9 protein-coding genes are annotated in these 12150 nt (G+C 66.3%); 2 read left to right on the top strand and 7 right to left on the bottom strand.

Features of this window, described 5'->3' with window-relative positions; translation table 11 throughout:
- Window positions 1-118 precede the first annotated feature (118 nt).
- On the bottom strand, window positions 119-2314 hold the full coding sequence (locus BM436_RS11925; protein ID WP_093555848.1) for a CHASE2 domain-containing protein: 2196 nt from the start codon (window positions 2312-2314) through the stop codon (window positions 119-121).
- 105 nt (window positions 2315-2419) lie between these two features.
- Entirely contained in the window at window positions 2420-4078 is a 1659-nt protein-coding gene (locus BM436_RS11920; protein ID WP_093555741.1) for an HD family phosphohydrolase, read from the bottom strand.
- Window positions 4079-4332: 254 nt separating this feature from the next.
- On the opposite strand from BM436_RS11920, the gene BM436_RS11915 reads away from it, so the two are divergent.
- Both BM436_RS11915 and BM436_RS11910 read left to right on the top strand, forming a co-directional pair.
- Entirely contained in the window at window positions 4333-5226 is an 894-nt protein-coding gene (locus BM436_RS11915) for an MBL fold metallo-hydrolase (RefSeq protein ID WP_093555740.1), read from the top strand.
- 31 nt (window positions 5227-5257) lie between these two features.
- The gene (locus BM436_RS11910) at window positions 5258-7618 is read left to right on the top strand and encodes a GspE/PulE family protein (protein ID WP_093555739.1); all 2361 of its coding nucleotides are present in this window, start codon (window positions 5258-5260) and stop codon (window positions 7616-7618) included.
- 7 nt (window positions 7619-7625) lie between these two features.
- On the opposite strand, the gene BM436_RS11905 is transcribed toward BM436_RS11910, so the two are convergent.
- The 5 genes from BM436_RS11905 to BM436_RS11885 form a co-directional block, all read right to left on the bottom strand.
- Window positions 7626-8771, bottom strand: coding sequence for a flagellin N-terminal helical domain-containing protein (locus BM436_RS11905; RefSeq protein WP_093555738.1), 1146 nt, complete (start codon window positions 8769-8771; stop codon window positions 7626-7628).
- Window positions 8772-8879: 108 nt separating this feature from the next.
- Window positions 8880-9359 carry a GNAT family N-acetyltransferase gene (locus tag BM436_RS11900; RefSeq protein WP_093555737.1) on the bottom strand — a complete coding sequence of 160 codons (480 nt, stop codon included), beginning with the start codon at window positions 9357-9359 and terminating at the stop codon, window positions 8880-8882.
- Window positions 9356-10345, bottom strand: a complete 990-nt coding sequence (locus BM436_RS11895) for a bile acid:sodium symporter family protein (protein ID WP_093555736.1) — start codon at window positions 10343-10345, stop codon at window positions 9356-9358. The genes BM436_RS11900 and BM436_RS11895 overlap by 4 nt, the downstream gene beginning before the upstream one ends.
- A gap of 106 nt (window positions 10346-10451) precedes the next feature.
- On the bottom strand, window positions 10452-11462 hold the full coding sequence (locus BM436_RS11890; RefSeq protein WP_093555735.1) for an inorganic phosphate transporter: 1011 nt from the start codon (window positions 11460-11462) through the stop codon (window positions 10452-10454).
- 39 nt (window positions 11463-11501) lie between these two features.
- Window positions 11502-12128, bottom strand: coding sequence for a DUF47 domain-containing protein (locus tag BM436_RS11885; RefSeq protein WP_093555734.1), 627 nt, complete (start codon window positions 12126-12128; stop codon window positions 11502-11504).
- Window positions 12129-12150: the final 22 nt, after the last annotated feature.

The following is a 12150-nucleotide window of genomic DNA, read 5'->3' as shown; positions in this document are numbered from 1 at the left end:
CCGCAACCGGCCCTCAAACGCTTGGTTCGAGAGTAATGGTTGTTTCTTGAAGTTTAGTCCGATTTGCCTGTCGCGTCCGCATTTTTCGATGCCGTGATGCAGCGGCCCTACACTTTCGCTACTTGGTCTCGAAGGTGGTGACGCCGTCCCAATCCGGGCCCGGCGGATGGGCGCGGTAATGGGCGACGCGCTCGGTGTACAGCTTGTACAGGCCGCGCGGATGCTGGGCGTCGAGCGCGTCGATGGCGGCCTGGGCCTGGTCCCATTGCTGGCCGCGCAGCAGCGCCAGCGTCTCGTTCCAGCGCGCCAGCTCGGCGCGGTCGGCCTCGGCGATGTCCTTGTCCAGGCCGACCGGCTCGAAAATGGCGACCGGCTCGTTCTTCCCCTTGACGCGCACCAGGTCCAGCTCGCGGTAGGCGAATTCGGGCGCGGCGGCGCGGGTCATCTCGCCGACGCAGATGCCGACGCCGTAGACCTTGGTGATGCCCTCCAGGCGCGAGCCCAGGTTCACGGCGTCGCCCATGACGGTGTAGGCGCGGCGGATTTGCGAGCCCATGTCGCCCACGTGCATGGGGCCGGTGTTCAGGCCGATGCCGATCTTCAGTTCCGGCCAGCCGCGCTTGATGAAGTCGTCGTTCAGTCGGTGCGCGCTGGCCTGCATCAAGAGCGCGGTGGCCACGCCGCGGCTGGCGTGGTCGGGGAAGGCCACCGGCGCGCCCCAGAAAGCCATGACGGCGTCGCCGATGTACTTGTCCAGGGTGCCGCGGTGGCTGTCGCGGATGTCGGTGGACATCGCGGTCAGGTAGAGGTTGATGTATTCGCGCAGCGCCTTCGGGGTCAGACCCTCGGAAATGGTGGTGAAGCCGCGCACGTCGACGAACATGACGGTCAGTTCGCGGCTTTCGCCGTCCATATTGTATTTTTCCGGGTCCTCGGCCATCTCGGCCACCAGCTCCGGCGCCACGTACTCGCCGAAGCGCGACACCAGCGCGCGGCCGCGGCGCACCTCGAAGAAATAGCCCCAGGCGACGTTCATGATGAACAGGGCCAGCACCAGCAGCAGGATGACCGCGACGTTGAGCACGTAGTCGTAGGCGGTGTAGAAATGGAAGTTGATCGCGGCGGCGGCGGCCGCCGCCGACAGCGACAACAGGATGGACCATACCGGCGCCAGCACCGGCAGCGCCAGCGTCAGCGCCAGGCCGATCACCAGCACCTGCAACTTCTCGGCCACCACGGCGTCGCTGGGCCGCACCTTGAAGCTGCCGTCGAGTATGGACTGGATCATGTTGGCATGGATTTCCACCCCGGGGTACTCGGCGTTGACCGGCGTGGCCCGCAGGTCGTTCAGGCCCGGCGCCGTGGTTCCGACCAGCACGATCGCCCCCTCCAGCACTTCCTGCGGCACGGCACCCTTCAACACGTCGGTCGCCGAGACATAGCGGTAGGCGCCGCCCTGCGGCCCGCCGCGGCCGCGGAACTGCACGGTGGTGGTCAAGCCCTCGCCGACAGGAATGCGGATGTTGCCCTCGGCGTGGAACAGGCCGATCGCCTCCAGACCGCCGTTGCGCTTCTGCGCCTCGGACAAGGAATCGACCGTTCCCTCGAACAGCGGCGAGATGGAACGCGCCTGCAGCGCCACGGCGGCGGTGGCCAGCGACAGCGTTGGATAATAGCCCTTGCCGACCTTCTGCAGCAACGCGGTGGAGCGCACCACGCCGTCGCGGTCCGGCATCGCCGTGAAGATGCCGGCGGTGGCGGCGGCGTCCTGCAGCCGCTTGATGTTGGCCTCGTAGCCGGCCACCTCGTAGGCGTCCAGCACGCGGCCGTTCAGCACCTCCTCGGTGAACGCGGGCTTGGGCAGCACGCCCTTGGTCTGGGTGCCGGACAGGTTGTAGCCCAGCACCACGGGCCTACCCTTGATGGCGGCGGCGAGCAGGCCGTCGTAATCCATCTGCGGCTGCAGCCGCTCCAGCTGGCGGTCCAGCCCGGGCACCTGTTTCAGTTCGCCCATCGCCAGTTTTTGCAGCACGTCGTAGCCGGAACTGGTGTCGGGCTCGGGGAAGGAAACGTCGAAACCGACAGCGGCGACCTGGTATTTCTCGGTCAGCTGGCTCACCAGGTTGGCCATCACGTTGCGGCTCCACGGGAAGCGCCCCACCTCGGTCAGGCTCTTGTCGTCGATATCGACGATGACGATGCGCGGGTCCAGCTGCGGCTTTTCCAGGCGCATGCGCAGGCCGGCCGCGAAGGTGTCCATGCGCTCGATGGTGTCGCTGTGCAGCCAGCCCTCGACATTGAAGAAGGCGGCCATCGTCAGCGCCAGCCCGAGCGCCCATCGGGCGCCGTACTTCTGCACCGCCTTGCCCAGGCGGGAGGTGAATTTGGGCAGATGCAGCGGCACGCTCGCTCCGCGCGCTTAAGGCGTGTAGCCGGGGATCTTGGACTCGTCCACGTGGTCGAGCTGGCGCTCGTCGACGTTCTTGCGGGCGAAGTCCAGGTAGACTTTCTGGCGGATGAAGATGTCGAACAGGTCCGGGTCGATGTGGCCGTTCAGGCTGAAATTGCCCAGGATGCGCAGCGACTCCGACAACAGCTTGCCTTTCTTGTAAGGCCGGTCGCGCGCCGTCAGCGCCTCGAAGATGTCGGCGATCGCCATCACCCGCGCCGGCACCGACATCTGTTCCTTGGTCAGTCCGCGCGGATAGCCCTTGCCGTCCATGCGCTCGTGGTGGCCGCCCGCGTATTCCGCGACGTTCTGCAGGTGCTTGGGCCACGGCAGCGATTCGAGCATGCGGATCGTGACCGAGATGTGGTTGTTGATTTCCTTGCGCTCGCCGTCGGTCAGCGTGCCGAAGCGGATGGTGAGGTTGTCCACCTCCTCGGCCGACAGGAAGTCCTGCTCCTCGCGGCGGAACGGCGGCTCCTCGCCGCCGGCCTCCTTCTTCTGGATCACGTGGCCCATGAAGCGGTATTTGGCGATCTGGCGCACCCGCTCCTGGTCCTCCGGCCGCATGCCCTCGCCGCCGATGTTGGCGCCGCGGATGAACTGGCGGTCGGCCTCCAGCTGCGCCAGCTCCTCGGCCAGCGCGGCGTCGATCGCCTCGGCGTCGCCGCCGGCCAGCTTGGCCTTCAGGGCGCGGATCTCGGCGTCGCGCATCAAGACCTCGAAGCGGGTGCTGACCATGTGCACGCGGTCGAAGATGGTTTCCAGCTTGGTGCCCTTGTCCACCACGTGCACCGGGGTGGTGATCTTGCCGCAGTCGTGCAGCAGGCCGGCCAGCCACAGTTCCTTGCGGTCGGCGTCGTCCATGCGGAAGTCGGCCAGCGGGCCGGTCTCCGTGTTGTGCACCGCCTCGGCCAGCATCATCGTCAGTTCCGGCACGAACTGGCAGTGGCGGCCCGTGTACGGCGACTTCTCGTCGATGCCGATGTTGATCAGGTTGACCAGCGCCTCCAGCAATTCCTCCAGCTGCTGGATCAGGCGCTGGTTGGTGATGGCCACGCCGGCCTGCGCCGCCAGCGCCTCGATGAAGCGCTGGTCGGTGGGCGAGAAGGCGCGGATGGCGCCCGTCAGCGGGTCCTTGGCGTTGATCAGCTGCAGCACGCCCACCAGTTCGCCCTCGTGGTCGTTCATCGGCACCGTCAGGAAGGACTGCGAATGGTAGCCGCGCTGCTGGTCGAACGATCGCATGCCGGAGAAGTTGAACACGTCGGCCTGGTACACGTCCTCGATGTTGACGGACAGGCGGAAATTGGCGGAATAGGCGGCCACCGAGGCCAGGTTCTTGTCGCCGTGCGCGTCGAACAGCGGCACGGCGGGGATGTCGATCTTGTCGCCGTGGGCGCCGCCCTGGCGGATGCCGAGCGTGTCGTTGACCGAGATGTGGAAGCACAGGCTGCGCCCGTCCTCGCTGGGTCGGTACAGGGTGCCGCCGTCGGCGTTGGTCATGCCCTTGGCCACCATCAGGATGCGTTCCAGCAGCTCAGCCGTGTCATGGCTGGCCCCGAGCGCCACGCTCAATTCGGTCAGCTGGTCCAGCCTCTGCGCAATTTGGGTATGGTTCAGCTCTTGCATGGTAGATTTCAGTGCACAGACGTAATTGCTTGAAGTGTAGCTCTAGTGCAAGCGCCTGTACATTGGAATCGCGCGGTATCGCTATTTGCCTGCAATTAACTCTTCATATTCGCAACTTTTAGCCCAGAATGCGCGGAAAAACGGCTATCATCGGTATTGACCGTCACTTGCCTGTTCAACCATGCTTGATGCTGCGCTGGCAATAGAAGGACGGCGGACTGATAGAGAACGGGTAAGGTTAGGGGCACAACAGCATGAAATTCAAATTTTGGGGGGTGCGCGGCTCGATCCCGTCCCCGGGACCGCGTACGGCGCGCTATGGCGGCAACACCACGTGCATCGAGGTGCGCAGTGACGACGACACCCTGATCGTGATCGACGGCGGCACGGGCATTTTCGCCCTGGCCCAGTCCCTGATCGCCCAGAAGAAAGTGCCGGTCAAGGCCAACATCTTCATCACGCACAGCCATTGGGACCATATCCACGGCCTGCCCTTCTTCACGCCCCTGTTCATCAAGGGCAGCCGCGTGCGGCTGCACGGCACCACCGATCCCGACACCGGCAACGGCATCGAGCACGTGATGGGGGTGCAGCTGCAGAACAGCTATTTCCCGGTCAGCGAGACGCAGATGGACGCCACCATCGAATACCGCACGCTGGCGCCGGCCGAGACCATCGCCGTGGGCGACGCGCAGGTCAGCAACGTGGTGATGAACCACCCGGTGATCGACCTGGGCTACCGCATCGACTGCAACGGCAAGTCCGTGTTCTTCACCGGCGACCACGAGCCGCACTACAACATCTACCCGCCCGGGCATCCCGAGCACGCCGCCTTCCAGTCGCACATCGAGGAGCGCACCCGCGCCATCGAGGCGACCATCCAGGGCGTGACGGCGCTGATCGTGGACTGCTCCTACACCCGCGAGGAGTATCCGGCCAAGCAGGGCTGGGGCCACGGCACCTTCGACGGCGCGTTCGCGATGGCGATCAAGGCCGGCGCCAAACAGTTATACTGCACCCATCACGAACCGACCCGCAGCGACGACGAGCTGGAGGCCGTGTTCCAGGAGGTGATGGCGCGCCACGCGCCGCTGCCGGAAGGCCTGCAGGTCTTCCTGGCCTACGAGGGCCTGGAAGTCGAGCTGTAGCCCCCATTGTGGAAAGAGGATTCCCCAGCCGATGAGCGACGCCGACCATTCCAGTCCCAAACCCAGCGAGGTTGACCTGCGGTTGGCGTTCTTCAGGAAGCTGCATGCGGTCACCACCAAGATCCACGCCACCAACAACCTCGACGAGATCATGCTCGACCTGGGCATGGAGTTCTGCGACCTGTTCAATTGCGACCGCTTCACCTTGTACGCGATGGACCACGAGAAGGACTACATCGTCTCCAAGGTCAAGACCGGGCTGACCACCTTCCGCGACCTGAAGCTGGCCGTCACGCCGCACAGCATCGCCGGCTACGTCGCGCTGACCCACAAGACCGTCAACATCGCCGACGTCTACGACGAGGCCGAGTTGAAGCGCCATTCGCCGGAGCTGCGCTTCCAGCACGGGGTGGACCAGCGCACCGGCTACCGCACGCGCGAAATGCTGGTGGCGCCGCTGATCTCGGTGCAGTCCAAGGAGCTGCTGGGCGTGGTCCAGTTCATCAACAACCGCGAGGGAGGGCCATTCTCGCAGATCGCCGTGGACGGCGTGAAGGAACTGTGCGAGACCTTGTCGGTGGCGCTCAGCCAGCGCATGAAGCCGCCCCAGTACGTGCGCACCAAGTACGACGGCCTGGTGACGGACGCGGTGCTGTCGGCGGGCGACCTGGAGCTGGCCAAGCGCAACGCGCGCAAGAACGACGTCGCCATCGAGGAGGTGCTGCTGAAGGAGCTGCACGTGAAGCTGCCGGCCATCGGCCTGTCGCTGTCGCGCCATTACTCGGTGCCGTACGAGCCGTTCAAGCCGGACCGGGTGCGTCCCGTGGACCTGCTGAAGAACCTCAAGCGCCAGTACGTGGAGGAGTGCCTGTGGCTGCCGCTGGAGGAAAGCAAGGAGGGGCTGCTGGTGCTGGCGGTCGACCCCGAGCAGGTGGCCAACACGCGCATCGTCAACCAGATCTTCCCGCGCTCCAAGATCATCTACCGCGTCACCACCAACCTGGAGTTCGAGCAGACGCTCGAGCAGTTCTACGGCGCCACCAGCGACAGCGGCAGCGTGGGCGAGCTGCTGTCGGGCATGGACGACCATGACGACGAGGGCGGCGACGGCCCGGCCGAGGTGTCGGAGGCGGTCGAGAACGAGCTGGTCAAGCTGGTCAACAAGATCATCGTGGACGCCTACCGCCAGGGCGTGTCCGACATCCACATCGAGCCCCTGCCCGGCAAGGGCAAGACCGGCATCCGCTTCCGCAAGGACGGCTCGCTGGTGCCCTACATCGAGATCCCGCACGCCTACCGCAGCGCGCTGGTGGCGCGCGTGAAGATCATGTGCGACCTCGACATCTCCGAACGCCGCAAGCCGCAGGACGGCAAGATCAAGTTCAAGAAGTACGGCCCGCTGGACATCGAGCTGCGGGTGGCCACCATCCCCTCCTCGGGCGGCGTGGAGGACATCGTGATGCGCATCCTGGCCGCCGGCGAGCCGATCCCGCTGGACAAGCTGGGCGTGCTGCCCTTCAACCTGGACCGGCTGCGCGCCACGGTGGAGAAGCCCTACGGCCTGTTCTTCGTGTGCGGCCCCACCGGCTCCGGCAAGACCACCACGCTGCACTCGGTGCTGAACTACCTGAACACGCCGGACACCAAGATCTGGACCGCCGAGGACCCGGTGGAGATCACGCAGAAGGGCCTGCGCCAGGTGCAGGTCAACCGCAAGGCGGGACTGGACTTCGCCACCGTGATGCGGGCCTTCCTGCGGGCCGACCCGGACATCATCATGGTCGGCGAGATGCGCGACAAGGAAACCGTGGGCATGGGCATCGAGGCCTCGCTGACGGGCCACCTGGTGTTCGCCACGCTGCACACCAACAGCGCGCCGGAATCCATCGTGCGGCTGCTGGACATGGGCATGGACCCGTTCAACTTCGCCGACGCCCTGCTGGGCATCCTGGCGCAGCGCCTGGCCAAGCGCCTGTGCGCGACCTGCAAGCAGGCCTACCATCCGAGCGAGGTCGAGGTCGACCTGCTGCTGACGGAGTTCTGCGAGGAGCTGCTCAACACGGAAAACTTCAAGCGCGACGCCAAGGCCGGCCGCGCCGCCGTGCTGGCCGGCTGGCGCGAGCGCTACGCCGACAAGGACGGCAAGTTCACGCTGTACCGCGCGGTGGGCTGCGACGAGTGCAACCGCGGCTACCGGGGCCGGGTCGGCCTGCACGAGCTGATGACGGGCAGCGACAAGGTCAAGAAGCTGCTGCAGGAGCACGCCCGCGTGGCGCAACTGCTGGCCGCCGCGCTGGAGGACGGCATGCTGACGCTGAAGATGGACGGCATCGAGAAGGTCCTGCTGGGCATCACCGACATCAAGATGGTGCGCGCCGTCTGCATCAAATAACCACTTCTTAACGCAGCAGCGACATCAGCATCGACGAGATGCTGCCGGCCTGGCGCAGCACGGCGGTGCCGGACTGCATCAGCATTTGCTGGGAAATCATGTTGGCGCTTTCCTGCGCGAAGTCGGCGTCCATGATGCGGCCCCGGGCGGCGCTGGCGTTGACCTGCGACGTGGCCAGGTTGTTGGCCGCGTGGTCCAGCCGGTTGCCGGCCGCGCCTATCGACGAGCGCACGGCGGCCACCGCGTCGATCGCGGTCTGCAGGTTGCCGATGGCCGTGGTGGCCGTGCTGGCGATCACCAGGTCGGTGCCGGCGCCGTTGCGCACGATGCCGAAGGTGTCGTAGGTGCTGGCGGCGGCGTGCAGGGCGCTGTGCATGGCGGTCAGCTCCGGCGTCAGCCTGACGGTCATCACCTCCTCGTCCGAGTCGCCGATCTGGAAGTCCAGCGGCGCCGAGAACGCCCCGTCCACCGCCGTCGCCGCCGCCACCGCGGTGGCGTAGTTCTGGGACTCGGTGGCCGCCTCGCCGGCCACCGTGGCCGCGGCGGTGGTCTGGATCAGGGCGTCGTTGGCCGCCGTCAGCGCGGCCAGCGTCAACGCGGTCGGCGCGCCCTGGTGGTTGGCCAGCGCGTTGTCGTACTGGCCCTGGGCCGCGCCCTGCGCCGCCGAGGCGTTGGCGGCGGCCGCGCCGGCCGCCTGCGCGGCGTTGGCGGCGGCCGCGCGCTCCTCGGTCGAATCGCCCAACAGCAGCTTGGTGCCGCCGAAGGTGGTGGCGATGGAAATATGGCTCAGCTCACGGGTCAGCGCGGTGTATTCCGCCTGCAAGGCGGCGCGGTCGTGGTCCGAGGTGGTGCCGTCCGCGGCCTGGATGGCCAGGTCTTTCATTCTGATCAATATTTTGCCGCTGACATCGAGCGCGCCGTCGGCGGTCTGCAGCATCGACGTGGACTTCTGGATGTTGGCCCGCGCCGCCGCCATGCCGTGCAGCTCGGAGGACAGGCGGGTGGCGATCTGCAGCCCCGCCGCGTCGTCCCGCGCCGAGTTGATCCGGAAGCCGGTTCCCAGCCGCGTCATGGCGAGCGCCATCCTGCCCTCTGTACGGCTGAGCGAAACCTGGGCTGACAGCGCTGCGGAATTGGTGTGTAAGCTCAACATGGAAATGGCGCCGGACGCAAAGTACGGAGACCGCCTGGTCCCATTTTATCCGATGTTTACGTGCGACAACAGCAATCCGGGCTTTCCGTGGCGAATTCTGTGGTGAATTCAATAAAGCCGCTTCTCGAAACACACCGACTCCGGCTTGGCCGCGTAGCGCCCGAAGTTGGCGATGCGCGCATAGCCGCGCGCCTCGTAGAAGGCCACGGCGCGCGTATTGACCAGCCGCGTCGACAGCCGCAGGACGCGGTAGCCCAGCGCTGCCGCCTCGGCCTCCAGGAAAGCCAGGATGGCGCCGCCGACACCGCGCCGGCCCGGTCTGGCGTACATCCGCTTCACCTCGGCCGCCGGCCCCTCCCCCGCCTCGCCCGTCGCCATGGGCCGGAAGGCGCCGCAGCCCAGCGCCGCGCCGCCGCCATCGCGCGCGACCACGAAGCGCGCCATCGGCCCCCGCACGTCGGCCGGATCGAACGAGGACCGGCCGCTGTCGCCGGTGATCGCCGACAGCGCGGCGGACAGCTCCTCCAGCAGGGCCAGCGCCTCGGGCGCGTCCGGCGCCAGCGCCTCCACGCGCACGCCGCCCGTCACCGCGCCGCCTCCGGCTCCCGCGAGTACCGCTGGGCCAGCACGGCGCACACCATCAGCTGGATCTGGTGGAACAGCATCAGCGGCAGGATGATCATGCCCAGCGACGAGGTGGCGAACAGCACCTTGGCCATCGGCACGCCGCTGGCCAGGCTTTTCTTGGAGCCGCAGAACACGATGGTGATCGCGTCCTCCCGGCTGAAGCCGAGGCGGCGGCTGGCGTACGCCGTCAGCCACAGCACCGCCGCCAGCAGCAGGCAGCAGACGAACACCAGCGCGAGCAGCGAGGCCGCGCCCAGCTGGCGCCAGATGCCCTCCTCCACCGCCGCGCTGAAGGCGGTGTAGACCACCATCAGGATGGAACCCTGGTCGATGTATTTGAGCTTGGGTTTGTGGCGGTCGACCCAGGCGCCTATCCAGGGCCGCAGCAGCTGGCCGGCGATGAAGGGCAGCAGCAGCTGCACGGTGATGGCGACGACCGCGTCCAGCGCCGAACGGGAACCGCCGCCCTGCACCACCAGCGCGCTGACCAGCAGTGGCGTGAGGAAGATGCCGGCGAAATTGGAGGCCGAGGCGCTGCACACGGCGGCCGGCACGTTCCCCCGCGCCATGGCGGTGAAGGCGATCGACGACTGCACGGTGGACGGCAGCATGCACAGGAACAGCATGCCCAGGTACAGCTCCGGCGTGAGCATGGCCAGCGCCAGGGGTTTCATCAGCAGGCCGAGCACCGGGAACATCACGAAGGTGCAGCACAGCACCAACAGGTGCAGGCGCCAGTGCGTGAGGCCGGCGACGATGGCCTCGCGCGGCAGCTTGGCGCCGTGCAGGAAGAACAGCGCGCCGATGGCGACGGCGGTGACGTCGCCGGCCACCGCGGCGGCCCGCCCGGTGCAGGGCAGGATGGTGGCGACGCCGACGGTGGCCAGCAGGGCGAGGGTGAAATTGTCGGGACGGACCCGTTGCAGTAAGGCGGAGAATGCGGACATCCCGCCATTCTAACAGCCGCGAAACGACCGGCTCCCCGCCCCGCCGGCACCGCCATAAAAAAGGGAGCCTCCATGGGCTCCCTTTTTCACGTCCGTACCGCTTGCGTCACATGATGTGGCGGCCCACCCACCACGCCACGGCGGCCACGAAGGCCGACGCCGGGATGGTGAAGATCCAGGCCCACACGATGTTGCCCGCCACGCCCCAGCGCACGGCCGACATCTTTTGCGACGCGCCCACGCCGACGATGGCGCCGGTGATGGTGTGCGTGGTGGAGACGGGCACGCCCCAGAAGCTGGCCATGATCAGGGTCACGGCGCCGCCGGTCTCGGCGCAGAAGCCGCCCACCGGTTTGAGCTTGGTGATCTTCTGGCCCATGGTCTTGACGATGCGCCAGCCGCCGAACAACGTGCCGAACGAGATGGTGCCGTAGCAGGCGATGATGACCCAGCTGGGCGGCGCCGCGTCGCCGGCGGCCACGTGGCCGGAGGCGATCAGCAGCATCCAGATGATGCCCATGGTTTTCTGCGCGTCGTTGCCGCCGTGGCCCAGGCTGTAGGCGGCGGCCGAGGCCAGCTGCAGGCGGCGGAACCAGGTGTCGACCTTGCGCGGCGTGCTGCGCACGAAGATCCACGACACCATCAGCATGATCAGGGAGCCGAGCAGGAAACCGAGCAGCGGCGCCACGACGATGAAGGTGACGGTCTTGATCAGGCCGCCGGCGATCAGCGCGCCGGTGCCGGACTTGGCCACCGCCGCGCCCACCAGGCCGCCGATCAGCGCGTGCGAGGACGAGGACGGGATGCCGTAGTACCAGGTGATCAGGTTCCAGACGATGGCGCCCACCAGCGCGCCGAAGATCACGTAGTGGTCGACGACGTTCGGGTCGATGGTGCCCTTGCCGATCGTGGTCGCCACCTTCAGGCCGACCACGAAGATGGCGATGAAGTTGAAGAACGCCGCCATGGCCACCGCCGACTGCGGCTTGAGCACGCCGGTCGACACCACGGTGGCGATGGCGTTCGCCGCGTCGTGGAAGCCATTCATGAAGTCAAACACCAGCGCCAGGAAGATCAGGAAGGCAAGCGCATAGATGCTGATTTGTAGGGTTTGCATGGATTATTCTTTTCTAATCTTTTTCGGACAGCTGCCGGCTTAGGCGTTTTCGACGATGATGCCTTCGATGATGTTGGCCACGTCCTCGCAACGGTCGGTCACCGTCTCCAGGATCTCGTAGATGGCCTTCATCTTGATCAGATTGCGCACGTCCGGCTCGTCGCGGAACAGCTTGGACATGGCGGCGCGCATCACGTGGTCGGCGTCCGATTCCAGGCGGTCGATCTCTTCGCAGATGGCGACGATCTTTTGCGAGTTGTCCATGTTGTGCAGCATGGCCACGGCGTCGCGGACCTTCTCGGTGCAGGCCAGCACCAGCTCGGCCAGGCGCTTGGCCTCCGGCGTCACCGAGTGCAGGTCGTACAGCGAGACGGTCTGGCCGGCGTCCTCCATCAGGTCCAGGATGTCGTCCATCTTGGTGATCAGCTTGTGGATCTCGTCGCGGTCCAGCGGCGTGATGAAGGTCTTGTGCAGCAGGTCGACCGTGGCGTAGGTGATCTTGTCGGCCTGTTTCTCGATGCCCTCGATCGCGTGCACGCGGTTCTCCAGGTCGTCGAAATTGGTCATCAGGGCCAGCATTTCCTTGGCGCCTTTGACGCACAGATCGGCGTGCTGGTTGAACAGGTCAAAAAACTTGCCCTCGGTGGGCATCAAGCGTCCAAACATATCAATCTCCAAATCGTGAAAC

It is taken from the genome of Pseudoduganella namucuonensis, from assembly GCF_900116645.1.
Taxonomy (GTDB): domain Bacteria; phylum Pseudomonadota; class Gammaproteobacteria; order Burkholderiales; family Burkholderiaceae_D; genus Rugamonas; species Rugamonas namucuonensis.
The sequence above is the reverse complement of the archived record's forward strand: the minus strand, read 5'-3'. Positions and strand labels throughout refer to the sequence as shown.

Bases quoted from the DNA above. Each gene is read 5' to 3' on its own strand.
- BM436_RS11920 (WP_093555741.1), bottom strand. From the start codon at position 4,078: ATGCAAGAGCTGAACCATACCCAAATTGCGCAGAGGCTGGACCAGCTG.
- BM436_RS11910 (WP_093555739.1), top strand. From the start codon at position 5,258: ATGAGCGACGCCGACCATTCCAGTCCCAAACCCAGCGAGGTTGACCTG.
- BM436_RS11915 (WP_093555740.1), top strand. From the start codon at position 4,333: ATGAAATTCAAATTTTGGGGGGTGCGCGGCTCGATCCCGTCCCCGGGA.
- BM436_RS11890 (WP_093555735.1), bottom strand. From the start codon at position 11,462: ATGCAAACCCTACAAATCAGCATCTATGCGCTTGCCTTCCTGATCTTC.
- BM436_RS11925 (WP_093555848.1), bottom strand. From the start codon at position 2,314: ATGGCCGCCTTCTTCAATGTCGAGGGCTGGCTGCACAGCGACACCATC.
- BM436_RS11885 (WP_093555734.1), bottom strand. From the start codon at position 12,128: ATGTTTGGACGCTTGATGCCCACCGAGGGCAAGTTTTTTGACCTGTTC.
- BM436_RS11895 (WP_093555736.1), bottom strand. From the start codon at position 10,345: ATGTCCGCATTCTCCGCCTTACTGCAACGGGTCCGTCCCGACAATTTC.
- BM436_RS11905 (WP_093555738.1), bottom strand. From the start codon at position 8,771: ATGTTGAGCTTACACACCAATTCCGCAGCGCTGTCAGCCCAGGTTTCG.